The sequence below is a fragment of the Streptomyces sp. NPDC012637 genome (assembly GCF_042954805.1).
Lineage (GTDB): Bacteria > Actinomycetota > Actinomycetes > Streptomycetales > Streptomycetaceae > Streptomyces.
The window spans coordinates 13,556-37,710 of the sequence record NZ_JBIBDS010000005.1 but is presented as its reverse complement, the minus strand read 5'-3'; the positions used below and the strand labels follow the sequence as shown (position 1 = coordinate 37,710).

The following is a 24,155-nucleotide window of genomic DNA, read 5'->3' as shown; positions in this document are numbered from 1 at the left end:
CATGTGGTGGCTCGCCGGTCGGGCCGGTCGCGAGCCCGGCCCGACCGGCGAGCCACCACCTACGCTGGTGGTGTGGAGTCGGGGAGGCGAGCCGAGCCGAGAGCCCGCCGTCGGCAGGAGCCGGCGGCCTGACGAGCCGAGGAAACCTGTGAGTGACACCCCATTCGGATTCGGCCTTCCGCCGGAGGAGCCGGAGAACGGCGACGAGGGCAAGAAGAAGGACCCCGCCGGAGGTGGCCAGGGGTCCGGTGGCCAGGGCGGCAACCCCTTCGGGGCGAACCCGTTCGGCTTCGGCGTGCCGGGCATGGGCGGCCAGGGCGGCGCGGACAATCCGTTCGCCGCGATGTTCGGCAACCTGAACCCCCAGGACCTGGGTGCGGCCTTCCAGCAGCTCGGCCAGATGCTCAGCTACGAGGGCGGCCCGGTCAACTGGGACATGGCCAAGCAGATCGCGCGCCAGGTGGTCGCCCAGGGCACGGCCGACGGCACCAAGGACGCCAGTGTCGGCCCGGCCGAGAAGGCGGCGGTCGAGGAGGCGGTGCGCCTGGCCGACCTGTGGCTCGACCAGGTGACCTCGCTGCCCTCCGGCGCGAGCACGGCCGTGGCCTGGAGCCGCGCCGAGTGGGTCGAGGCGACCCTCCCGGCCTGGAAGCAGCTGGTCGACCCGGTCGCGGAGCGGGTCGGCGCGGCGATGGGCGACGTGCTGCCGGAGGAGATGCAGGCCATGGCGGGCCCGCTGATCGGCATGATGCGCTCCATGGGCGGCGCCATGTTCGGCCAGCAGATCGGGCAGGCCGTGGGCGTGCTCGCGGGCGAGGTCGTCGGCTCGACGGACGTCGGCCTGCCGCTGGGCCCGGCCGGCAAGGCGGCGCTGCTGCCGCTGAACATCGAGGCCTTCGGCAAGGACCTGGGCGTGCCCGCGGACGAGGTCCGGCTCTACCTGGCCCTGCGCGAGGCCGCCCACCAGCGGCTCTTCGCGCACGTGCCGTGGCTGCGCTCGCACCTGTTCGGCGCCGTCGAGGGCTACGCCCGGGGCATCAAGGTCGACACCTCCAAGCTGGAGGAGGCGGTGGGCCAGCTGGACCCGACCCACCCCGAGCAGCTGCAGGAGGCGCTCCAGCAGGGCATGTTCCAGCCGGAGGACACGCCGGAGCAGAAGGCGGCCCTGGCCCGTCTGGAGACGGCGCTCGCCCTGGTCGAGGGCTGGGTGGACGCGGTGGTCCACGAGGCCGCGAAGTCCCGCCTGACCTCGGCGGACGCGCTGCGCGAGACGCTGCGCCGGCGTCGGGCGACCGGTGGTCCCGCCGAGCAGACCTTCGCCACGCTGATCGGCCTCGAGCTGCGTCCGCGCCGGCTGCGGGACGCCGCGCGGCTGTGGGCCTCGCTCACCGACGCGCGCGGCGTGGACGGCCGGGACGGTCTGTGGGAGCACCCGGACATGCTGCCGACGGCGACCGACCTGGACGACCCGGACGGCTTCGTGCACCGCGAGCACATGGACTTCTCCGAGCTCGACAGGATGCTGGGCGAGGCGGCGAAGGGCGACTCCGACGGTTCCCGGGACGGGGACGACGAGAAGTGAGCCTGCGCGACGACGCGATCCTCGTCCTGAAGGGGTACGAGGACCAGCCGGAGCTCCGTGACGTCTACCTGGAGCACCTGGCGGAGCACGAGGACGGCATGTACAAGCCGTGCACGGCCGGTCACCTCACCAGCAGCGCGCTGGTGATCGACCCCACGCGCGGACGGGTGCTGCTGACCCTGCACAGGAAGCTGAACATGTGGCTGCAGATGGGCGGCCACTGCGAGCAGGGTGACCCGACGGTCGAGGCGGCGGCGCTGCGCGAGGCGACGGAGGAGTCCGGCATCGCGGGGCTGAGCCTGCTGCCCGGCGGTCCGGTGCGGCTCGACCGGCATCCGATCCCGGCGCCGTGCCACTGGCACCTGGACGTGCAGTACGCGGCGCTGGCCCCGGCCGGGGCCGCGGCGCAGATCAGCGACGAGTCGCTGGACCTGCGCTGGTTCGGTTACGACGAGGTGGCCGGCGTGGCGGACACGTCGGTGGTGCGGCTCCTGGAGGGCACGCTGAAGCGCCTGTGACACACGGGTGAGGGGCGGTCGCCACGGCGACCGCCCCTCACCCGTGTCCGTCGCGGCTCAGTTCCAGGCGTTGTTCTGGTTCTGGGCGCGCGAGCCGTGCTGGCCGACGCCGAACTGGGCGGCGACGCCCTGACCGAGGGCGGCGTTCTGCGGCGGCATGACCTCGCTCGGCTGGACGAGGGCGAAGCCCTGGCCGAGGAAGCTGAGCTCCCAGCCCTCGCCGGTGTTGCCGCGCCGGCGCATGACGCTGCTGTTGACCGTCTGGGCCTGCATCTGCACCCGGAGTCCGGTGGACCAGGCGACGATGGCGTCCGCGTCGACGCTGACGTACTTCTCCGGGGTGACCTGCATCATCAGCGGCTGGCCCGAGGTCATCAGGGCGACCTTGCCGCGGCCGGAGATGTTCAGCTGGTACTTGCCGGTGCCGGAGATGCCGTACTGGCTGTCCACGGCGATGACCTCGGTGTGCAGCGTCGAGTCGAGCGCCAGGACGTACGAGCTGTCGACGGTCAGGCCCTCCTGCTCGACGTCCACGACGTGGATGTACTGGGCGAGGTTGGCGAAGTAGACCGTGCCCTGACCGGAGCAGCGCATCAGGTCGAGGCCCTCACCGGTGCGGGCGCGGGCCCGGCGCTGGTTCGGGGTCTGGTACTCGCCGTCGAAGTCGACGAGGCCCTGGTAGGCGACCATCGCGCCCTTGCGGGCCAGGATGTCGTCCGAGCCGCCCAGGGTGACCCGCAGCAGCTGCGGGTTCTGGATGACGTAGCGGTCCTGGCTCTGCTGTTCGGCGTGGTTGAAAAGCGGGCTCTGCATGGTGTGTTCTCGCTCCCCCTCAGCCCCGGACCCGCAGGCGGTCGGTGCTGTCCTCGCTCGGCTGTACGACGACGATGCCCTGGCCCGAGAAGGCCATCTGGTACGCCTCGCCGCTGCCCCGCCCGATGAGCGAGCCGGCCTTGAAGCTGCGCTTGCCCTTCACCTTGAGGGCCGGCGACCAGGCGACGAGCGCGTCCGGGTCGACGTACGTCTCGTCCTCGCCACGGCCGCAGTCGACGACGATCGGCGTGCCGCGGGAGGTGAGGGCGACCCAGCCGGTGCCCGCGATCTCCACGTTGAACAGGCCCTGTCCGGCGAACTTGGCGAGCCCCTTGACCCGCTCGACGCCCCACTGGAGGTGGGCGTCGAAGGCGAGCACGTTGGTGCCGTTGACGGAGACCGAGTCGTTCTGGAGGTTGATCACGACGACGTCGGCGCCGTAGTCGGCGAGGTAGAGCAGCCCGTCGCCGGAGCACTTCATGACCGGGGCGCCCTCTCCGGTGGCCCAGGCCTGCGCGACCTGGCGGATGGCGGGCGGGTTGGGCTCGTAGCTGATGAAGCCCTCGTAGGCGACCATCGAGCCGGTGCGGGCGTACAGGTCCTGGCCGGAGGCCATGGCGACCTTCAGCATGGAACGGCCGTGGTTCTCCATCCGGGCCGTGATCGGGGTCGGGGCGTAGCCCGCGAGTTGCTGGTTCATGGTTCCGGGCTCCCTCAGACCTCGTAGGGCTGGACGACGATGAAGTTGCCGGGCGCGCCCCGGAACTGGAGGTTCACGGTCTCTCCGCTGTGGCCGGGGTACGCGTTGCGGCGCAGCCTGACCTGGCTGGAGAGGATGACCTGGGAGGCGGCCGACCAGGCGACGACGGCGTTGCAGTCGGCGAAGGTGGTCGGCGTGACGGGCAGCACGACCGGGATGCCGTGGGTCTTCACGACGACGGTGCCGGTGCCCTGGAACTGCATGGTGAACAGGGCGCCGCCGGGGATGCCGTGGCCCTCGATGCGCCGGACCTCGTACTGCAGCGACTCGTCGAACGCGAGCACGCTCTCGGCGGAGACGCAGATGGCGTCGCCCTGGAGCTCGATCGGGTGCAGGTGGGCGCCGTCCTCGGCGAGGAACACCTGGCCGCGGCCGGTGCAGCGCATCAGCTGCATCTCCTGGCCGGTGGCGTTGCCGACGATCCGGCCGGTGAACCCGGCTCCCTTGTGGGCGAACTCGACCTTGCCCTGGTACATGACCATGGAGCCCTGCCGGGCGAGGACGGGAACGCCGCCCATGGCCAGGTCGACCCGCATGAGCTGCTGGTTCTGCGGCGTCCAGCGGGCGCCGGTCGCGGTCTCCTTGTACGGCGCGAGCGCGGCGGCGAGCCCGGCGCCACCGGCCGGCACGCCCTGGGGCACGCCCTGCGGCACGCCGGGCTGCTGCGGGAACTGGCCGGGGGCCTGGCCGTACTGCGGCTGCTGACCGTACGGGGCCGGGGCGGGCTGCCCGTAGGGCGCGGGCGCGCCGTGCGGCGGCGTCTGGCCCGGGACCTGGCCGTACTGCGGCTGCTGCGGCGGCTGGCCGTACGGGCCGGGGGCCGGGGCGGGTGCCTGAGGCGCCTGCGGCGCCGGAGGTGCCATGGGCGCGGCCATCGTCGGGGCGTGGTGCACGTGCGCGGGGGCCGGGGCGGGCGCGGGAGCGGGCGGGGCGCCGAACGCGGGCGCGGGGGCCGGGGCGGCCGGAGCCGGGGCCGCGGGGGCCGGGGCGGCGGGGGCGCCGAAGGCGGGCGGCGCGGCGGCCTGGGCCGGCGGGGCGAAGCCCGGCGCGGCGGCGGGCGGCTGCTGGGCCGCGGGCTCCTCCTCGGCGACCTCGCCGCCGAAGTTCTTCAGGAGCGCTTCCAGGCCTCCGTCGAAGCCCTGGCCGACGGCGGCGAACCGCCACACGTCCTTCAGGTAGAAGTCGCCGAGCATCACGGCGCGCTCGGTGGAGAACTCCGCGCCGGTGAACGCGTACCGGGCGACCTCCTCGCCGCCCGCCACGATCCGGATCCAGCCGGGACCCACCTGCGACATCTGCCCGGCGCCGTCGATGGTCGCGGTGAAGGACAGCTTGTGGATGTGCGCGGGGACGCGGTCCAGCGTCACGCGGAAGGACTCCGTGTCGCCGGCCTGCGCGCCGAGCAACTGGATGGACTCCTCCGGCGACTTGGGCTGGTTGAAGAAGACGAAGTAGCGGTCGTCGGAGAGCCGCTCGTCGGCGTCGAGGCCGAAACAGCTGATGTCGAAGGTCAGACCGGGCGCCGAGATCTGCACGCCCACGTACAGATCCGTCCCCGCCGTGAGATCACTGATCTTGGCCTTGTGGCCGCGTTGGAATTCCCTGGCCATGTGTGACGACCGTCCCCCATCCCGAAATGACGAATGCGTCGCGCCAGGCTAACGGGTGGCCGAGACATTGCGGCAGGCCCGTACCCGTTCGGTACAGAACCGGAGCAATACGCGGCTCAGTCCTCGCGGGCGTCGGACAGGTGCGGCAGCCGGCCGGCCGCGGCCACGCCCTCCAGGTAGCCGCGGGCGCGCTCGGTGCGCGGATAGGCCTCCAGGAGCCGCCAGAAGCGGGGTCCGTGGCCCGGCACGAGGAGGTGCGCCAGCTCGTGGCAGAGGACGTAGTCGACGACGTACTCGGGCATTCCCTGGAGCCGGTGGGAGAGCCTGATGCTTCCCTCGGAAGGGGTGCACGAGCCCCAGCGGGTGTTCTGGTTCGTCACCCATCGGACGGACGCGGGGCGGGCCCGGCCGTCGAAGTACTGCTCCGAGAGCTGCGCCGCCCGTTCGGTCAGTTCCCGGTCGCCGCGGACGCTCCGGCTCTCCTGGGCGGCCAGTTTGTCCAGCATGACGGTGACCCACCGCCGCTCCTCCGCCTCCGACATCCGGGCGGGGATGAGCACGATGGTGCGGTCGCCCTCGCGGTAGGCGGAGACCGTTCTCCTCCGGCGGGAGCTCCTGCGGACCTCGACCGCGCTCGTCCCCGAGCCGCGGGGCGGGCTGCTTGTCACGCTGGGCTGTGGGTCGGCCGACACGGCCCCGACGTTACCCGCCGGCGGCGGGGGAAGTCCCGCACCATCGCATTCGAATGATTAATGCCTCAGTCCTGTGGACAACTCTCCGCACCGCTCGCGCCGTCCGGGCAACCTGACTCGTGGAACCGATGGGACACGGTGGGGAACCGAGTTCGGGGGGTGGCTTGATGCATCCGATGGTGAAGCCGGCGCTGCGGCGCGCCTGGCGGAACATGCGGTACGTGCAGTTCGGGGTGACGCCGGCGCACGCGGTGGTCCTGGGACCGGTGGACACGACGACGGGCAGTCTGATCGGCCTGCTCGACGGCACGCGCGGCATGGATCTGCTGCGGGCGGAGGCGGCGGCGCTCGGCCTGCCCGAGGGCCGTCTCGACGCCCTGCTCGCCCGGCTCGCCGCGGCCGGGCTGATCGCCGACGCCTCGGTACGGCCACCGGGCGGGCCGCCGGGCTGCCTGGACGGGGGCCAGGACGGCGAGCCCGGCGGCCGGGCGGACCCGGCGCTCGATCCGGTGCGTGCCGATCTGGCCTCGCTGTCGGTGGTGCACCGGGCGCCGGACGGGGCGGCGCGGGCGCTTGCCGCGCGGCGCGCGCTGCGGGTGCAGGTGCGCGGGGCGGGACGGGTGGGCGCGGCGGTGGCGGCGCTTCTGTCGGCGGCGGGGGTCGGACGGGTCGAGGTCCTGGACGCGGGCACGGTCGCGCCGTGGGAGGTGTCGCCGGGCGGACTGCCGCCGGAGTCGGTCGGCGAGCGCCGCGCGGTGGCGGCCCGCCGTCTGGTGACCCGCACCGCCCCGGGCGGCCGCCCGCACCGCCCCGGCCCGCCCGGAGGCCGGGAGGGAGAGGGACGGGGCCGGAGAGGGGGCGGGGGCGGGGAAGCCGGGGTCTCGCTCGTGGTGGTCGCCCCGCGCGACGGCCTCGGCGCCTACGTCCCCGACCCGCTCCCGGCCGAGGCCTGGATCGCCACCGGCACGCCCCACCTCTATGCGGGAGTGCTCGAAGCCACCGGTGTGGTGGGTCCGTTGGTGCTGCCGGGCGGCACGGCCTGCGCGGGCTGCATGCAGCGGGAGCTGGCCGACCGGGAGCCGGTGTGGCCACGGCTTCCGGCGCAGTGGCGCTCGGGGCGGCCGCATCCGCTGCCCGCGTGCGACGTGACGCTCGCGTCGGCGGTCGCGGGCCTCGCCGCGGCGCACGCGCTGGCGTTCCTGGACGGCGACCTGCCGTCGAGCACGTGGGCGCGCTGGGAGGTGTCGCTGCCGCTGCTCGAGTGGCGCTCGGCGCCGGTCCGGGCGCACCCGGCGTGTCCGTGCGGGGCGCGCCGCGGCGGGGAGGGGGAGCATGCGACGGCGGCTCGAGCGGCGCACGACACAATGGCGGGGTAGGGCCTGCCCCGAGGGCCCTGGCTCCGTGTGGAACTGCAGTCTGGGACTTGGAGGGCGTATGTCTGATCTTCCCCGGAAGGCGGTCACCCGGACCGCGAAGCTGGCCGCGTTGCCCCTGGGCTTCGCCGGGCGGGCCACGTGGGGTCTGGGAAAGCGGATCGGCGGGAAGTCGGCGGAGCTCGTGGCGCGCGAGCTGCAGCAGCGCACGGCCGAGCAGTTGTTCAAGGTGCTCGGCGAGCTCAAGGGCGGGGCGATGAAGTTCGGGCAGGCCATGTCCGTCTTCGAGTCGGCGTTGCCGGAGGAGATCGCCGGCCCCTACCGTGCGGCGCTCACGCGGCTGCAGGACGCCGCTCCGCCGATGCCGACGCGGACGGTGCACGCGGTGCTCGAGGAGCGGCTGGGCGAGGGATGGCGGGACCTGTTCCTGGAGTTCGAGGACAAGCCGGCGGCGGCCGCGTCGATCGGGCAGGTGCACCGGGCGGTGTGGCACGACGGCCGCGAGGTCGCGGTGAAGGTGCAGTATCCGGGCGCGGGCGAGGCGCTGCTCTCGGATCTGACGCAGCTGAGCCGGTTCGCCCGGCTGCTGGGTCCGCTGGTTCCCGGCATGGACGTGAAGCCGCTGATCACGGAGCTGCGGGACCGGGTCTCCGAGGAGCTGGACTACGGGCTCGAGGCCGAGGCGCAGCGGGAGCACGCGGAGGAGTTCGCGGACGACCCGGACGTGGTGGTCCCGGCGGTGGTGCACCAGTCGGAGCAGGTGCTGGTCACGGAGTGGATGGACGGCGTCCCGCTGTCGGAGGTGATCGCGGACGGCACGCCGGAGCAGCGCGACCGGGCCGGACAGCTCCTTGCCCGGTTCCTCTTCTCGGGGCCGGCGCGCACGGGTCTGCTGCACGCGGACCCGCATCCGGGCAACTTCCGGCTGCTGCCGGGGCCGGAGGGGGAGGATGACGACTCGTCCGCTTCGTGGCGGCTCGGCGTGCTCGACTTCGGCACGGTGGACCGGCTGCCGGGCGGGCTGCCGGAGACGATCGGCGCCTGTCTGCGGATGACGCTGTCCGGGCAGGCAGAGCCGGTCTACGAGCTGCTGTGCGCGGAGGGCTTCGTGAAGAAGTCCATCGCTCTGGACCCCGACGAGGTCCTGGAGTACCTGCTCCCGATCATCGAGCCGGCCGAGGTGGAGGCCTTCGGTTTCACCCGCGGCTGGATGCGCGCCCAGGCGGCGAGGATCGCCGATCCCCGCTCCCCCGCCCACCAGTTGGGCAAGCAGCTCAATCTGCCGCCCTCGTACCTGCTGATACACCGTGTGACGTTGAGCACGATCGGGGTGCTGTGTCAGCTGGGGGCGACGGTGCGGCTGCGGGACGAGCTGGAGGAGTGGCTGCCGGGCTTCGTCGCCGAGGACGAGTAGGGCCGGCCAGGCCCCGGGGCCTGGCCGGGCTTCGGCCCCGGCCGGGTCACCACCAGGAGGAGTCGAGGCGGCCCTCGATGGCCCTGATGTTGGCGCGGGCGCAGTCCTCGCAGAAGTACTGGCGGGTGCCGTTCTCCACCGAGCAGGTCCAGGTGACGGGCAGCTCCGGGGCGGTTTTGCCGCAGCGGGCGCACACGATGAGCGGCTCGTCGGCAGAGGCGTCGTTCACCTTGGTGACGATAACCCGCCGAGCGCCCGTGTCCGGGGCAACGCACCGCGGGGGCCGGTCCGTTCGGACCGGCCCCCGCGGTTTCAGGGTCTGCCTGGCTCAGTGCATGACGGCCATGGCGATCGCGCGGCGGGCGCGCATCGACACGCGCTCGGCGCGCCGCTGCATGCGCCGGGCGGCGACCAGGCGCGAGGCCTGGCGTACCGCGTCGGCTTCCCGCAGGCGGTCGTGCATATGGGCACGGGCCAGGGCTTCTGGGATGAGTTGCATTTCACGGGTCCTGTTCTGGCGCGAGCGCTTCGCGCCACTGATCGAAACGTCTGGAGTCGCGGAGCCGGAGGGCTCGTGGGCGGACGAGGTCATCGGGGCCTGCTTCTGGGGATCGTGCGTGAGGGGGCGGTCGACGGTTCCGAGGGCGTTCATGCCGCAACCGGGTTCTTGCGCGGGCGGCCACGGGGCCGCTTGCGGGCGACGACCACGCCCTGGACGAAGAGCTCTCCACCCCAGACGCCCCAGGGCTCGCGCCGCTCCTTGGCGCCCGCGAGGCAGGCTTCCATGAGCGGGCAGGTCCGGCAGAGCGACTTGGCGTACTCGACGTCGGCCGGGGACTCGGCGAAGAAGACCTCGGGGTCGTACGAGCGGCAGGGGACGGGTACGCCGAGGTTCTCGATGGCGTCGTCGAGCGCGGTGAGCGCGGTGAGGGGGGTCAAGGTGGAGTCCTCCGTGAGGCAGGGCGGGGGGATCGTCTCGGAAGGCGGTACGGACGGGGCGTGCGCTTCGAGTTGCACGGGTTTGTCTTCCTCGTCTGTCGTTCCGGCCTGTTGGCCGGGTTTTCTGTTGGTACCGGTCACTGCTGGTCCCGAGGCCCCCTCGCTCCGTCAGCCCCGTTCGGGGACAAACAGAAGGGCCGCGGATCCCTGATGGGGTTCCGCGGCCCTGAAGGCGCCGGCCTGATCGTCGATCAGGCTGGATCACTCCAGGGTTCGAGCCCACGGAAGGCCCACATCGTGTGGTGCTGCTGCGTCGTCCGCTGAATGCCGGCACCGGTCGCCGCGAAGCCGTAGGCAGCGGCCTTGGCCTTGCCCACTACTGCTGCTGCTTCCAGTGCCTTGGTCGGTCGCTCATTGCGCTCGAGGCGGTCCATCAGCAGACCGGACATGCCCAGAGGCAGACCGGCGCCGGACAGACCGGTGCCAAAGAGCGCGGAGGACGCGGAGGCGGCGAGGCCGAGCGAGCATGCGGAGACGACGACCGAGAGATCGGTCATTTTGGCGGTGCTGGTCTTGACGTTCTTGATGCTGATCACTGGAATCGCCTCCTCTCGGCGTCTCGGAGGGCTCGGTGTGAGCCGGACCCTCATGTTCATTTGGACAAGTACAGCACGAAGACAGGGCTTCCAAGAAGCCGCTGTGTCGTGGTTAAGAACCTATGGGGCTTGACGGGGCGGGCGCAAACTATTTTTCCCACGAGTTTTTCTCAGGCCTCCTCGTGGCTTCCTCCGGGCTCTTCACCTGCGCAGATGGCCAGTACGTCGGCGCCGAAACGATCGAGCTTGCGGGCCCCGACCCCCGAGATCGTGACGAGCTCCCCGTCGGAGGCCGGCACGCGCTCGGCGATCGCCATGAGCGTCTTGTCGGTGAAGACGCAATAGGGCGGCTGGCCGAGCTCGCGGGCCTGCTCCATGCGCCACTCGCGCAGCCGCTCGTACAGTCCCTCGTCCATGTCGGAGGGGCAGTCCTCGCAGCGCATGAGCTTCATCTCGCCGGCCTCGGTGAGAGTGGCGCCGCAGACCCGGCAGAGCACCGGTCCGCGCCGCTTGCGCCGCCCCGGGCCGCTGCCCCGGTCGATGCCTCCGCCGACGCCCGTGCCGCCGGCGCCGACCGGGCCGAGCGGGCCGGAGCCGGGCCGCAGGCCCTTCAGGAAGCGGCTGGGGCGCCGGGAGGCGCGGCCGCCCGGGGAGCGCGAGAGCGCCCAGGACAGCGACAGGTGGACCCGGGCCCGGGTGACGCCCACGTAGAGCAGCCGGCGCTCCTCCTCGACCTGCTCGTCGGTCTTGGCGTAGGTGATCGGCATCATGCCCTCGGTGAGGCCGACCAGGAAGACGGCGTCCCACTCCAGGCCCTTGGCGGCGTGCAGCGAGGCCAGGGTGACGCCCTGGACGGTGGGGGCGTGCTGGGCGGCGGCCCGCTCGTCGAGCTCGGCGACCAGGTCGGAGAGGGTGGCGCCGGGCTTGGCGCGGGCGAAGTCCTCGGCGAGCCGGACGAGCGCGGCCAGCGACTCCCAGCGGTCCCTGACGGCGCCGGAGCCGGCGGGCGGCTCGCCGGTCCAGCCCTTGGTGGAGAGCACGGCACGGACCTGGGCGGGCAGGTCCTCGGCGTCGTCGAGCAGCGCGTCGTTCCCTCCCGCACGGGCGGCGCCGCGCAGGGCGACGCCCGCCTCGCGGACCTCCTGGCGCTCGAAGAAGCGCTCGGCGCCGCGCAGCTGGTAGGGCACGCCCGCGTCGGCCAGGGCCTGCTCGTAGACCTCTGACTGGGCGTTGATCCGGTACAGGACGGCGATCTCGCCGGCCGGGACGCCGGCGGCGATGAGGTCGCGGATGCGCCGGGCGGTGCCCTCGGCCTCGGCGGGCTCGTCCGCGTACTCCGTGTAGGCGGGCTCGGGGCCGGGCTCGCGCTGGGAGACCAGCTCCAGGCGGTGCTCGGCGGCCCGGCCGCGGGCCTGGCTGAGCAGCCCGTTGGCCAGGTGGACGACCTGCGGGGTGGAGCGGTAGTCCCGGACCAGCTTGATCACGGTCGCGTTCGGGTGGCGGGTGCGGAAGTTCAGCAGGTGGTCCGGGGTGGCGCCGGTGAACGAGTAGATCGTCTGGCTGGCGTCGCCGACCACGCACAGGCTGTCCCGGTCGCCGAGCCACAGGTCGAGCAGCCGCTGCTGGAGCGGGGAGACGTCCTGGTACTCGTCGACCACGAAGTGCTGGTACTGCCGGCGGATCTGGTCGGCGATGTCGTGCCGGTCCTGGAGGATGCCGACGGTGAGCAGCAGCACGTCCTCGAAGTCGATCACGTCGCGCTCGCGCTTGAGCTGCTCGTACATCGCGTAGATCTGACCGATCTCCGCGGGGTCGCGGGGGCAGTCGCGGGAGGACTTGGCGACGGCGGCCGGGTAGTCGGCGGGGACGGTCTGGGTGACCTTCGCCCACTCGATCTCGCTCGTGACGTCCCGCAGCTCGTTCCGGTCGAGGCGGACGCGGCAGCGGGCGGCGGCCTCGGCGACCAGCTGGACCTTCCGCTCCAGCAGCCGGGGCAGCTCGCCACCGACGGCTTTCGGCCAGAAGTACTGGAGCTGGCGGAGGGCCGCGGAGTGGAAGGTGCGGGCCTGGACGCCGCCCGCGCCCAGCTGGCGGAGCCGGCCGCGCATCTCGCCCGCGGCGCGGTTGGTGAAGGTGACGGCGAGCACGCTGGCGGGCGCGACGATCCCGGCCCGCACGCCGTACGCGATGCGGTGGGTGATAGCGCGCGTCTTGCCCGTACCGGCACCGGCCAGGACGCACACCGGTCCGTGCAGGGCGAGGGCGACCTCGCGCTGCTCGGGGTCGAGCCCGTCGAGCACCGCGTCGGCCGACTCGGGGACCTGCGGGAAGAGAGTGGAGTGCGTTGCTGCTGTCACCCCGCCATGCTGCCAGGTCCGGCGGGATCGATGCGGCGCGTTGTCCACAGGCGGGTGGCGCCGGTCATACGAACGCGGTTCCGGGAATGGCCGGCCGGGGGCGTACGTTCTTCCTCTCGGCATCCACCCGCGAACAGAGGAGCGCCTGGCCATGCAGGGCACTGTGACGATGTACAGCACCACGTGGTGCGGCTACTGCCGCCGGCTGAAGAGCCAGCTGGACCGTGAGGGCATCGCGTACACGGAGATCAACATCGAGCAGGACCCCGAGTCGGCGAAGTTCGTCGAGCAGGCCAACGGCGGCAACCAGACCGTCCCGACCGTGCGCGTGGTCCCGGAGGCCGGCGGCGGCGAGGTCGTCATGACCAACCCGAGCCTGGCCCAGGTCAAGCAGGCCCTCGCCGCCTGACCCGAGCGCCTACTGGCCGAAAACAGCCCCCGCCCGGCACTGCCGGACGGGGGCTGTCGCGTTCCGCTTACGGGTGCGGGGCCGGGCTCAGACCACGTCGCCGGGCTTGGGCAGCGGCTTGCCATACCAGAGCTCGATCAGCCGGGAGGCGATCGAGATCCCGTACGGCGGCAGCACCTCGCCCGACTCGAAGGCCGCGGCCAGGTCCTCGCGGGAGAACCAGCGGGCCTCGTGGATCTCCTCTCCGTCCACCGTGATCTCCGCCGAGGTCGCCCGGGCGAAGAAGCCCAGCATCAGGCTGGACGGGAAGGGCCAGGGCTGGCTGGCCACGTACTCCACCTCGCCGACCGTGACGCCCGCCTCCTCGAAGACCTCGCGCACCACCGCCTGCTCGATGGACTCGCCCGGCTCCACGAAGCCCGCCAGGGTCGAGAAGCGGCCCTCGGGCCAGTGCACCTGGCGGCCGAGGAGGGCGCGGTCCTCCTCGTCGGTGACCAGCATGATCACCGCCGGGTCGGTGCGCGGGTAGTGCTCGGCGCCGCAGGCCTGGCAGCGGCGGACGTGCCCGGCCGCGGCGATGACGGTGCGCTCGCCGCAGCGCGAGCAGAAGCGGTGCAGCCGCTGCCAGTTCTCCAGCGCCACCGCGTGGACCATCAGACCGGCGTCCCGCGGCGAGAGCAGCAGCCCCGCCTCGCGCAGCCCGGCCGGCCGCGCCGACTGGTCCATGCGGCCCGGCAGGCTGTCCTTCTGGAGCGCGAAGTAGGAGACGCCGTCGGCGTCCGTGCCCAGGAAGTAGCGGTGGGTTTCGGTGACCGGGGCCTCGAAGGCCGGGGTCATGACCAGCTCGGTCCGGCCGTCGGGCGTGTCGTCGATCAGCACCTGACCGCCCGAGACCACGAAGACCCGGGTCGTCGGGTGGCTCCAGGCGGCCGCGAGCCACGCCTCGTCGAGGCGGTGGTGGGCGGCGCGGTCGATCCCGCTCGGGGCGGTGAGCGAGATCGGGCGGTCCGCGAACGCGTTGTTCAAGGTGCTCACAGGTGCTTCCAACTCCCCCGGTTCGATGTGTGGGTTCAGCGCGCGGCGTGAAGGGCCGAAGGCAGGTCGCCCCACAGGTGCGCGGTCGTCTCGACGCCCTTCATGAGGAGATCCAGCTCGATCTTCTCGTTCGGGGCGTGCCAGCCGTCGGAGGGGACCGAGATGCCCAGGAACAGCACCGGGGCGTCCAGCACGTCCTGGAGGTCGGCGGCCGGTCCCGAGCCGCCCTCACGGGTGTAGCGGATCTTGGCGCCGTCGAAGGCGCGGCTCATGGCGCCGGCCACCGCCTTGAGGGCGGGGTGGCCGAGCGGCGTGAGGCAGGGCCGGGTCGGTGCTCCGAAGACGATCTCGTGCCGGACGCCGGCCGGCACCAGCTCGGCCAGCCACTTCCGTACGAGCGTCTCGATCCGCGCCGGGTCCTGGCCCGCGACCAGTCGGAAGGAGAGCTTCAGATGGGCGGAGGCGGGCACGATGGTCTTGCCGCCGGGGCCCTGGTAGCCGCCGCCGATGCCGTTGACCTCGGCCGTGGGGCGGGCCCAGACGCGCTCCAGGGTGGAGAAGCCGGCCTCGCCGAGGGTCCCGTGGGACTTGGCCGTGTTCAGCCAGGCGCCCTCGTCGAAGGGCAGCTCGGCCACCAGGGCCCGCTCGGCGTCGGTCAGCTCGGTGACGCCGTCGTAGAACCCGGGGATCGCGACGCGCTCGTCGGCGTCGTGCAGGGCGGCGACGATCCGGCCGGCGACGGTGACCGGGTTGGGCACGGCGCCGCCGAAGGAACCGGAGTGGATGTCCTGGTCGGGGCCGTACAGGTCGATCTCGCAGTCCGCGACCCCGCGCATCCCGGTGCACACGGTCGGCGTGGTCTCGGACCACATGCCGGTGTCGGAGACGATCACGACGTCGGCGGCGAGCCGGTCGGCGCGCTCCTCCACCAGGGCGCGGAAGTGCGGCGAACCCGACTCCTCCTCTCCCTCCACGATCATCTTGAGGTTGACGGCGGGCGCCGTGCGCCCGGTCGCGGCGAGGTGCGCGCGGACTCCGAGGGTGTGGAAGAGGACCTGGCCCTTGTCGTCGGCGGCGCCCCGCCCGTACATCCGGCCGTCGACGACCACCGGCTCGAACGGCTCGGTGTGCCAGCCGTCCTCACGGGCGGCGGGCTGCACGTCGTGGTGGCCGTAGACGAGGACGGTCGGGGCGTCCGGCTCTCCGGACGGCCACTCGGCGAACACGGCCGGCGCGCCATCGGTCTCCCACACCTCGACGACGGGGAAGCCGGTGCCGGTCAGCCTGGCGGCGAGCCACTCGGCGCTGCGCCGGACGTCCGCGGCCCGCTCGGGCTGCGCCGACACGGAAGGGATCCGCAGCCACTCGGCGAGCTCGCCGAGGAACGCGGACCGGTGCTGCTCGATGTACGCGCGCACGGCACGGGTGTCCGCGGCGTGGACGGCGCTGTCCGGGGTCTCGCTCATGGCCCCGAGCCTATCCGGCGCCGGAACCCGTCCCGTCGTCGGCCGGTGTGCCGAGGAGCACAGCCTCCAGTTCCGCCCGACCGGGCAGCCGGGCAGGACGGACCACCTCCCCGGTGCGGACGTACACGAAGGAGGCGGCCACCTCTTCGGGGTCGAGGCCGTGCTGCTCGGCCCAGGCCAGGCGGTAGATCGCCAGCTGGAGCGGGTCGGCGTTGCGCAGGTGGCTGGTCTTCCAGTCGACGATCTCGTACGCGCCGGTGTCCGGGTCCCGGTAGACGGCGTCGATCCGGCCCCGGACCACCCGGCCCGCGAGGGAGAGGTGGACGGGGATCTCCACGCGGTACGGGGTGCGGCGGGCGTACGGGGTGCGGTCGAAGGCCTCCTTCAGGACGTCCAGGTCCCGCTCGTCCAGGATCTCCGGCTCGCCCGCGAAGTCCTCGCCGCCGGGCAGCTCGTCCGGGCCGAGCATGGGCAGCGGCAGCTCCTCGAAGCGTGACTCCACCCAGGCGTGGAAGCGGGTCCCGCGCCGGGCGGCCGGCTGCGGCGGCTTCGGCATCGGCCGGGCCAGCTCCTTGGCGAAGCCCTCGGGGTCGGCGGCGAGCCGCAGCACCTGGGAGGCGGAGAGGTACGCGGGCAGCAGGACGTCACGGGTGGTGGCGCGGGAGCGGTGCAGCTCGGCGGTCAGGGCGGTGAGGTCGCGGTCCCAGGAGGCGATGGTGCGGGCGTCCTCGGGAGTGAGGGCCGGCTCCGCCGGGCGGGCCTCGGCGCGGGGCGCCGGCACGTGGGGCTCCCCCCACTCCTGGTCGTACGGAGGTTCCCCGTGCGGCTCCTCCAGGCCGTCCAGGGCCTCCGGGTCCTCCGGGTCCTCCAGGTCTTCCGGGAACCAGAGGTCGCCCGGGTCCGCATCCGGGACCCCCGCGAAGTCGGCCTGGGTGGGCGCGGCGTGGGCGGGCGCGGTCGGTTCCTGGGCCCAGAGGCGGGCCATGACGGCCCGCGCGGCCTCCCGGCGCCGCTCCAGGGACTCCTTGTCCAGGGGCAGCGGCCAGGCCTGGTCGGCGAGGTCCGCGGTCAGGAGCGGGTTGGCGTCGCCCTCCTCCGGGGCGTCCGCCCAGGCCTCGATCTCGCCGTGGCCGGCCGCGCAGTGCTCGTACAGGGCCTGGAGGAAGTCCGAGGGTCCGCGCGGCTTCTTCTGGGCCGGGCCCCACCAGTGGGCGGAGCCCAGGAGGAGGGAGCGCGGGCGGGTGAAGGTCACGTAGCCGAGGCGCAGCTCCTCGGTGCGCTGGTGGTCCCGCATGCCGTTCTTGAAGGCCGTGAGCGCCTTCGCGTCCCAGGCGTCGAGCTGCGGCAGGGTCGCCGCGTCGCCGCGCAGCGCGTGCGGGAGGACCTGGGGCTGGGCGGCCCAGGACTCGCGGGCGCGGGTGGACGGGAACTGGCCGGTGACCAGGCCGGGCACCGCGACGACGTCCCACTCCAGGCCCTTGGACTTGTGGGCGGTCATCACCTTGACGGTGTTCTCGCCGCCGGGCAGCGCGTTGTCCAGGCCCTTCTCGTACTGCGCGGCCGTGCGCAGGAAGCCGAGGAAGGCGAGCAGGGTGGCCTCGCCGTCGAGGGAGGCGAAGCCGGCGGCGACGTCCAGGAAGTTGCCGAGGGTCTCACGGCGGCGGGCGGCCAGGGCGTGCGGCGAGGCGGAGAGCTCGACCTCCAGGCCGGTGGCGGCGAGGACCCGGTGCAGGACGTCCATCAGCGGGTCGGCGAGCGAGGTGCGCAGGGCGCGCAGCTCGGTGGCGAGGCGGGCGAACCGGACCCGGGCCTCGGCGGAGAACGGCAGGCCGTCGTCCTCTCCGCCGCCGGAGTCGAGGAAGGTGTCGAGCGCGTCGGCGAGGGAGATCACCTCGGCGGGGTCGACGCCCTCCACGGCGGCGGCGAGCCGCTGGTCGGCGTCGTCGCTCCCCTCGCCCGGCCGGTGCACGAGGAGCCGGGCGCGGCGGCCGAGGAGGGCGAGGTCGCGCGGGCCGATGCGCCAGCGGGGGCCGGTGAGGAGCCGCACGAGCGAGGCGTTGGCGCCGGGGTCCTGGAGGACCTCGCAGACGGCGACCAGGTCGGCCACCTCGGGGAGGTGGAGCAGGCCGGACAGGCCGACGACCTCGACGGGGACGTCACGGGCGACGAGGGCGGCCTGGACGGCCGGGAAGTCGGTGGCCGTGCGGCACAGGACGGCGATCTCGCCGGGCGCGGTGCCGGTGCGGACGAGGTGGGCGAGGGAGTCGGCGAGCCAGTCGATCTCCTCCGCGTGGGTGGGGAGCAGCGCGATGCGGACGCTGCCGTCCCGCTCCGCACCCGGCGCGGGCCGCAGCGCCTCCACGCCCGCGTGCATGGCGCGCAGCGGGGCGGCGAGGCCGTTGGCGAGGTCGAGGAGACGTCCTCCGCTGCGCCGGTTCTCGGACAGGGCGAAGCGGGTGGCGGGGCGGCCGTCCTCGTACGGGAAGTGCTCCGGGAAGTCGTCGAGGTTGGCGACGGAGGCGCCGCGCCAGCCGTAGATGGCCTGGCAGGGGTCGCCGACGGCGGTGACGGCGTGCCCGGTGCCCTGCCCGAAGAGGCCGGAGAGGAGCAGCCGCTGGGCGACGGAGGTGTCCTGGTACTCGTCGAGGAGGACGACCCGGAACTCGTCCCGGAGGATCGCGCCGACCTCGGGCCGGGTGGTGGCGAGCTCGGCGGAGAGGGCGATCTGGTCGCCGAAGTCGAGCAGGTCGCGGGAGCGCTTGGCCGCGCGGTAGCGGACGACGAGGTCGAGGAGCTCACGGCGCGCGGTGGCGGCCTCGGGGAGTTTGCGCAGGTCGGCGTTGGTGAGCTTGGCCGTGGCGAGGCCGGCGAGCAGCTCGGTGTCGTACGTGAGGAGGCGCTCGGGCCGTACGAGGTGCTCGGCGAGCTCGGCGTCGAGGGCGAGGAGGTCACCGACGAGGGTCGGGAAGGAGCGGGTGAGCGCCGGGTACGGACCGGGGGCCTCGCGCAGGACGCGGGCGGCCAGCTGGTAGCGGGTGGCGTCGGCGAGGAGGCGTGAGGTGGGCTCGAGGCCGATCCGCAGGCCGTGATCGGTGAGGAGCTGGCCGGCGAAGGCGTGGTACGTGGAGATGCGGGGCTCGCCCGGAGGGTCGTCCGGGTCGATCACGTCGGGGTCGGTGACGCCGGCGCGGACGAGGGCGGTGCGGACGCGCTCGGCGAGCTCGCCGGCGGCCTTGTTGGTGAAGGTGAGACCGAGGACCTGCTCGGGCGCGACCTGGCCCGTGCCGACCAGCCAGACCACCCGGGCGGCCATCACCGTCGTCTTGCCGGAGCCGGCTCCGGCCACGATGACCTGCGGGGCGGGCGGCGCGGTGATGCAGGCCGTCTGCTCCGGGGTGAACGGAATGCCGAGCAGCTCCTTGAGCTGCTCGGGGTCGGTGATGCGTGCGGTCACCCGAAAGAGGCTAACGGGGACCACCGACAGCGCGTTCCGGTCAGGCCGCGGTGCCCGGGTCCAGCTTGGACAGGTCGACGGTCTCGTCGGCGGGCGGGACGACGACCTTCACGGGCTTGTCGTAGTCGGAGAGCGTCACGGATCCCGGCTCCGCGCCGCCCTTCTTGACCGTCTTCAGGATGTACGGCTTGCCGCGCTCGGAGACGGAGACGGTGGTGGTCTCGCCGCCCGTCTTCTTCTTGACCAGGGTGGCGACGGGTGTGCCGTTCACCTCACCGTCGGGCCCGCGGACCAGGCCGGTGCGGTCCTCCTTGTTCTTGCCGAGGTCGGCGAGGAACGCCTTCAGGTCGCAGACGCCGCTGAGGCCCTCGGTGCCGGGCTGGCCCTGGGGGATCTTCAGCCAGCGCCCTTTGAGGAGTTCGATCGTCGCGTCGATCTGCGCGGGCGGCATGCCCTGGGAGGTCATGGAGGCCCGCCAGAACTTCTCGTCGCCCTTCATGTACGTGACGCGGTCGGTCTGGCGGAGTTCGGCGGCGCCGCCCCGCAGCTTGATGGCGCCGGTGCACTCGCTCTTGTCGTTGACGGCGAAGTCGACGTCCAGCGGCTGGCCGCCGGAGAGCACCCTGCCGGTCATGCGCAGCGAGGTCGCGGACTGGGTGGCGGTGACGGCCTTGTCGCCTATCTGGTCGGCGGTGAGGTCCTTGAACGGGTCGGGCGAAGGGCTGGGGGCGGCCCGCACGGCGGCCACGGGTGGGGACTGGGCGGCGGCGGCCAGGGCGGTGGGTGCGGCGGCGCCGGCGACCAGGACGGTGCAGGCGACGGTGGCGGCGCGAAGTGTGGTGGACGCCATGCGAGCCTCCTCGCGGTCTCCCCGATACTCCAGCCTGCCGGAGGGGGCGGAGGGGCGCGACTCCGCGGCGGGGGGCGGGGGGCGGGGCACAGGGCCCGGGCTTGGTGCCGGGGCACGGAGCTGGGGCCGGGGGCCGGGGGCGGGGGCCGGGGGCGGGGCCGGGGTCGGGGCCGGAGCCGGAGCCAGGGGCCGGAGCCGGAGCCAGGGGCCGGAGCCGGGGTCGGGGGCCGGAGCCGGGGGCCGGAGCCGGGGCACGGGGCCGGAAGCCCGGAGCTGGAGCCGGAGCGGGAGTCGGAGGCCGGGCGCCGGGGGCCGGGGGCCGGGGCCCCGGCGGGCAAGGCCGGAGACCGGGCCCGGGGACCGGGGCCCGGGCCGGGTGCCGCGGGTGTTCAGTCCACGATGTGGCGGCCCTCGGGGCGGGCGCTGCACGAGGCGCGGAAGGTGCAGGTCGTGCAGTGCTGGCCGGTCGTCGGGGTGAAGCGCTCGTCGAGGACGCGGCCGGCAGCGGTGGCGAGGAGGTCGCCGATCCACTCGCCGTCGAGCGGCTGCTGTGCCTGGACCTTGGGCAGCGCGTCCCCGCCCTCCTTCTTGGGGGCGGCCTGCCGCAGGTGGACGAGTTCGGCGCCGCCCGGTTCGGGGGTGCGGCCGCCGAAGACCTCGTCGACCGCTCCCTCGCGGACGGCGAGCTGGTAGACGGCGAGCTGCGGGTGGTGGGCGACCTCGTCCTTCGTGGGCGCGGACTTGCCGGTCTTGAAGTCGACGACGTAGGCGCGGCCCTGCTCGTCGGCCTCGACGCGGTCCATGGAGCCCCGGATGCGGACCTGGTACTCGCCCGCGCCCAGCGTCACGTCGAAGTCGTGCTCGGTGGCGGCGGGGGCTCGGCCGGCCCGGTCCATGACGTGCCAGTGCAGGAAGCGCTCCAGGGCGGCCCGGGCGTTCCGCTTCTCCTGCGCGGACTTCCACGGCGCGTCGAAGGCGAGGGCGTCCCAGACGGAGTCGAGCCGGGCCATGAGGACGTCGAGGTCGGCGGGAGTACGGCCGGAGGCGACCTCGTCGGCGAGGACGTGCACGACGTTGCCGAAGCCCTGGGCGGCGGTCGCCGGGGCGTCGGCCTTGACCTCGCGGCCCAGGAACCACTGGAGGGCGCAGGTGTTGGCGAGCTGGTCGAGGGCCGAGCCGGAGAGCGCCACCGGGCGGTCCCGGTCGCGCAGCGGCACGGCGCTGCGGGTCGGCTCGGCGAGGCCCCACCAGCGGTCCGGGTGCGCGGCGGGGACGAGCGGGTGACCGTCCTCGTCCGCGAGGGCGGCGAGCCGGGCGAGGCGCTCGGCGGCGGCGGCGCGCAGGGCGGGCGAGGCGTCGGGGTCGACGGTGGTGGCGCGCAGCTCGGCGACGAGGGCGGCGACGGCGAGCGGGCGGCGCGGGCGTCCGGTCACTTCCTTCGGCTCGACGCCGAGCTCGGTGAGGAAACGGGAGGGCTGGTCGCCGTCCTCGGCGGGGGCCTTGACGGCGGTGACGACGAGCCGGTCGCGGGCGCGGGTGGCGGCGACGTAGAAGAGGCGGCGCTCCTCGGCGAGGAGGGCGCCGGCGGTGAGCGGCTCGGCCAGCCCGTCACGGCCGATCCGGTCGGCTTCGAGCAGGGAGCCGCGGCGGCGCAGGTCGGGCCAGAGGCCCTCCTGGACACCGGCGACCACCACCAGGCCCCATTCCAGACCCTTGGAGCGGTGGGCGGTCATGAGGCGGACGGCGTCGGGGCGGGTGTGGCGGCGGGTGAGGGTGTCGGCGGCGATGTCCTGGGCGTCGAGCTCCTCCAGGAAGTTGAGCGCGCCGCGCCCGCCGACCCGGTCCTCGGCCCGGGCGGCGGTCTCGAACAGCGCGCAGACCGCGTCCAGGTCCCGGTCGGCGTTGCGCCCGGCGGTGCCGCCGCGCAGGGAGGCCCGCTCGAGTCGGCCGGACCACGGCGTGCCGTTCCAGAGCAGCCACAGCGCCTCCTCGGCGGTGCCGCCCGCGGCCAGCCTGTTCCGCGCGGCCCGCAGCAGCTCGCCGAGCCGCCGCGCCCCACGCGCGTACGACTGGTCGTGCGCGACCAGCCGCTCCGGCTCGGCGAGCGCCCGCGCGAGCAGTACGTCCGAGGGCGCCGGCACCTTGTTCCCGCCGGCCCGCTCCTCGTCCCGCAGCGCCCGCCCGAGCCGGCGCAGGTCGGCGGGATCCATCCCGGCGAGCGGCGAGGCGAGCAGCGCGACGGCGGTCTCGGTGTCGAGCCAGGAGATACCGGTGGAGGTGGAGGTGGAGGTGGAGGTGGAGGTGGAAGTGGAAGTGGGAGTGGAGGTGGAGGTGGTGGAGGGCTGCGCGGTCTCGGGGGCGGGGCCGCCCTCGGGAGCCTGGCCTGCCTCGGAGGCCTGGCCTGCCTCGGAGGCCTGGCCTGCCTCGGCGTCCCCTGGGGCCTGGCCTGCCTCGGCGGCCCGGCCTGACTCCTCGTCCTCGGGGGCCTGCACGGCTTCCGCGGCCTCGGAGGACCGCACGGCCTCCGCGGCCTCGGCCGCCGGGCCGGCCGCGGCCGCGCCAGAGGGGGCAACGCCGGAGGCGGCACCAGCCGCGCCGCGCGCGTCGGCCGACGCACCCGCAGCGGCTTCGGCCTGCCCGGACGACCCGGAACGCTCCCCGCCCTCGGAGTCCTCGGCCACCGGACCGGCCGGATCAGCGGCGGCGCCGCCGCCCAGCGCCCCGCCGTCGGCGGTCTCCGGCCCTGCCTGTGCCGTTCCCGCCGCCGCTGCCGCCGCTGCCGCAGCGCGGAGGGCGAGGAGGAGGGGTGCGACCGCCGGTTCGTGGCGCAGAGGGGTGTCCGCGGCGTCGGTCTCCACCGGGACGCCCGCCGAGGTGAGGGCGCGGCGGAGGGTGGTGAGAGGGGCCGTGGAGCGGGTGAGGACGGCCATGTCGTGCCAGGGGACTCCGTCCTCCAGGTGGGCGCGGCGGAGGAGGTCGGCGATGTTGTCCGTCTCGGTGGACGGGGTCGGGTACGTGTAGACCTCGGCGCGGCCGCCGTCCCGTACCGGCGCGAGGTCGCGGTGGGCGCGGACCCGGTCGGCGGGCAGGCGGGGCAGCGGCATCCGCTGGGTGAGCAGCCGGGTGGCGCCCAGGAGCGCGGCGCCGGAGCGGCGCGAGGTGCCGAGCACGCGGACGCTCCCGCCGAACGCGGCCGGGAAGTCGAGGATGCCGTTCACGTCGGCGCCGCGGAACGCGTAGATCGACTGGTCGGGGTCGCCGAACGCGACGACCGGCGCGGCCGACCCGGCGGCGAGCCCGCGCAGCAGCCGCACCTGCGCCGGGTCGGTGTCCTGGTACTCGTCGACGAAGATCGCGTCGTAGGGCGGCAGCGTGCCGGCCGTGGCGGACTCCACCAGGAGGACCGCCCGGTGGACCAGTTCCGTGTAGTCGAGGACGCCCTGGAGGTCCATGACGTCCAGGTACTCGGCGAGGAAGCCGGCCGCGGCCCGCCAGTCGGGGCGGCCGACCCGGCGTGCGAAGGCGTCGAGGGCGCGCGGCCCGAGGCCCAGTTCGCGGGAGCGCGCGATGACGGCGCGCACCTCGTCGGCGAAGCCGCGCGTGGTGAGGCAGGCGCGCAGTTCGTCCGGCCACCGGACGTGTCCGAGGCCGAGCTTCTCCAGGTCGATCTGGCCGGCCAGCAGTTCGCGTACGGCCAGGTCCTGCTCGGGGCCGGACAGCAGCCGGAGCGGCTCCGCGAACAGGTCGGCGTCCTGGTGGGCGCGGACGAGGGAGTAGCAGTAGGAATGGAAGGTGGTGGCCTGCGGCGGGCGGCTCCCGCCGAGCCGGGCCGCCATCCGGTCACGGAGTTCCACCGCGGCCTTGCGACTGAAGGTGAGGACGAGGATCCGTTCCGGGTCGGCGCCGCGCTCCATGCGCGCCGCGACGGCCTCGACCAGCGTCGTGGTCTTCCCGGTGCCCGGTCCGGCGAGGACCAGAAGCGGTCCGTCCGCGTGCTCAACCACCGCCCGCTGCGCTGCGTCAAGCACAGGGGGCCGCACCGGTGCCGGCACGGCCCGCACCAGCCGGTACGCGCCGGGGCCCCGCGTGGACGCGAGGGTGGAGGAGGAAGTCACGTGGGTCGCCGGTCCTGCTGGTCTGTGTGCGGGGTGCTCGGGTTCGCCGGGGTCTCGGGGTCGGCCGGGTTCCCGGAGTTCACCGGATCCCCCGACGCTCTCGGAGGTCTCCGGTGAGAAACGCGAGCTTCGACGTTACGCGATCCCGGCGCCGTACCCCACGTGTCGCGCC

General features: G+C 74.0%; 19 protein-coding genes. 5 read left to right on the top strand and 14 right to left on the bottom strand.

Annotation, left to right across the window (positions count from 1 at the left end; genetic code table 11):
- Nucleotides 1-148 precede the first annotated feature (148 nt).
- Together ACFY8W_RS20570 and ACFY8W_RS20565 are read left to right on the top strand one after the other, a co-directional pair.
- Nucleotides 149-1,582 (top strand): zinc-dependent metalloprotease, encoded by a 1,434-nt coding sequence (locus ACFY8W_RS20570; RefSeq protein ID WP_391107007.1) that lies wholly within the window; start codon nt 149-151, stop codon nt 1,580-1,582.
- Nucleotides 1,579-2,100, top strand: a complete 522-nt coding sequence (locus ACFY8W_RS20565) for an NUDIX domain-containing protein (protein ID WP_391107004.1) — start codon at nt 1,579-1,581, stop codon at nt 2,098-2,100. The genes ACFY8W_RS20570 and ACFY8W_RS20565 overlap by 4 nt, the downstream gene beginning before the upstream one ends.
- Nucleotides 2,101-2,157: 57 nt before the next feature.
- On the opposite strand, the gene ACFY8W_RS20560 is transcribed toward ACFY8W_RS20565, so the two are convergent.
- From ACFY8W_RS20560 to ACFY8W_RS20545, 4 genes are all read right to left on the bottom strand, one after another.
- Complete coding sequence (locus ACFY8W_RS20560) at nt 2,158-2,913, bottom strand: AIM24 family protein (protein WP_385694512.1); 756 nt, start codon at nt 2,911-2,913, stop codon at nt 2,158-2,160.
- A 19-nt stretch (nt 2,914-2,932) separates the two neighbouring features.
- The gene (locus ACFY8W_RS20555) at nt 2,933-3,613 is read right to left on the bottom strand and encodes an AIM24 family protein (protein WP_391107001.1); all 681 of its coding nucleotides are present in this window, start codon (nt 3,611-3,613) and stop codon (nt 2,933-2,935) included.
- A gap of 14 nt (nt 3,614-3,627) precedes the next feature.
- Entirely contained in the window at nt 3,628-5,283 is a 1,656-nt protein-coding gene (locus ACFY8W_RS20550; RefSeq protein ID WP_391106998.1) for a TerD family protein, read from the bottom strand.
- A 116-nt stretch (nt 5,284-5,399) separates the two neighbouring features.
- On the bottom strand, nt 5,400-5,975 hold the full coding sequence (locus ACFY8W_RS20545) for a SprT-like domain-containing protein (RefSeq protein WP_391106995.1): 576 nt from the start codon (nt 5,973-5,975) through the stop codon (nt 5,400-5,402).
- 167 nt (nt 5,976-6,142) lie between these two features.
- Here ACFY8W_RS20545 and ACFY8W_RS20540 point away from each other — a divergent pair, with 167 nt between their 5' ends.
- Complete coding sequence (locus ACFY8W_RS20540) at nt 6,143-7,351, top strand: ThiF family adenylyltransferase (RefSeq protein WP_391106992.1); 1,209 nt, start codon at nt 6,143-6,145, stop codon at nt 7,349-7,351.
- A 58-nt stretch (nt 7,352-7,409) separates the two neighbouring features.
- Nucleotides 7,410-8,762 (top strand): AarF/UbiB family protein, encoded by a 1,353-nt coding sequence (locus ACFY8W_RS20535; protein ID WP_391106989.1) that lies wholly within the window; start codon nt 7,410-7,412, stop codon nt 8,760-8,762.
- Nucleotides 8,763-8,808: 46 nt separating this feature from the next.
- Here ACFY8W_RS20535 and ACFY8W_RS20530 read toward each other — a convergent pair whose 3' ends face one another.
- The 5 genes from ACFY8W_RS20530 to ACFY8W_RS20510 all read right to left on the bottom strand — a co-directional run bounded on the left by ACFY8W_RS20530 (nt 8,809) and on the right by ACFY8W_RS20510 (nt 12,654).
- Nucleotides 8,809-8,991, bottom strand: a complete 183-nt coding sequence (locus ACFY8W_RS20530; protein WP_391106986.1) for a hypothetical protein — start codon at nt 8,989-8,991, stop codon at nt 8,809-8,811.
- 99 nt (nt 8,992-9,090) lie between these two features.
- Nucleotides 9,091-9,414, bottom strand: a complete 324-nt coding sequence (locus ACFY8W_RS20525) for a hypothetical protein (RefSeq protein WP_391106984.1) — start codon at nt 9,412-9,414, stop codon at nt 9,091-9,093.
- A complete protein-coding gene (locus ACFY8W_RS20520; protein WP_360973588.1) occupies nt 9,411-9,779 on the bottom strand; it encodes a WhiB family transcriptional regulator in 369 nt (122 codons plus the stop codon). The genes ACFY8W_RS20525 and ACFY8W_RS20520 overlap by 4 nt, the downstream gene beginning before the upstream one ends.
- Nucleotides 9,780-9,952: 173 nt before the next feature.
- Complete coding sequence (locus ACFY8W_RS20515; RefSeq protein WP_391108234.1) at nt 9,953-10,258, bottom strand: hypothetical protein; 306 nt, start codon at nt 10,256-10,258, stop codon at nt 9,953-9,955.
- A 209-nt stretch (nt 10,259-10,467) separates the two neighbouring features.
- Nucleotides 10,468-12,654 (bottom strand): UvrD-helicase domain-containing protein, encoded by a 2,187-nt coding sequence (locus ACFY8W_RS20510; protein WP_391106980.1) that lies wholly within the window; start codon nt 12,652-12,654, stop codon nt 10,468-10,470.
- A gap of 151 nt (nt 12,655-12,805) precedes the next feature.
- Here ACFY8W_RS20510 and ACFY8W_RS20505 point away from each other — a divergent pair, with 151 nt between their 5' ends.
- A complete protein-coding gene (locus ACFY8W_RS20505) occupies nt 12,806-13,063 on the top strand; it encodes a mycoredoxin (RefSeq protein ID WP_391106977.1) in 258 nt (85 codons plus the stop codon).
- A gap of 87 nt (nt 13,064-13,150) precedes the next feature.
- Here ACFY8W_RS20505 and nudC read toward each other — a convergent pair whose 3' ends face one another.
- The 5 genes from nudC to ACFY8W_RS20480 form a co-directional block, all read right to left on the bottom strand.
- Nucleotides 13,151-14,098 (bottom strand): NAD(+) diphosphatase, encoded by a 948-nt coding sequence (gene nudC / locus ACFY8W_RS20500; protein ID WP_391106974.1) that lies wholly within the window; start codon nt 14,096-14,098, stop codon nt 13,151-13,153.
- A gap of 35 nt (nt 14,099-14,133) precedes the next feature.
- The gene (locus ACFY8W_RS20495; RefSeq protein WP_391106971.1) at nt 14,134-15,564 is read right to left on the bottom strand and encodes a dipeptidase; all 1,431 of its coding nucleotides are present in this window, start codon (nt 15,562-15,564) and stop codon (nt 14,134-14,136) included.
- A gap of 10 nt (nt 15,565-15,574) precedes the next feature.
- Nucleotides 15,575-19,018, bottom strand: coding sequence for a UvrD-helicase domain-containing protein (locus ACFY8W_RS20490; protein WP_391106968.1), 3,444 nt, complete (start codon nt 19,016-19,018; stop codon nt 15,575-15,577).
- Between the two features lie 40 nt (nt 19,019-19,058).
- Nucleotides 19,059-19,868 (bottom strand): hypothetical protein, encoded by an 810-nt coding sequence (locus ACFY8W_RS20485; RefSeq protein WP_391106965.1) that lies wholly within the window; start codon nt 19,866-19,868, stop codon nt 19,059-19,061.
- A 389-nt stretch (nt 19,869-20,257) separates the two neighbouring features.
- Nucleotides 20,258-23,908, bottom strand: a complete 3,651-nt coding sequence (locus ACFY8W_RS20480) for a UvrD-helicase domain-containing protein (protein WP_391108231.1) — start codon at nt 23,906-23,908, stop codon at nt 20,258-20,260.
- Between the last annotated feature and the right edge of the window lie 247 nt (nt 23,909-24,155).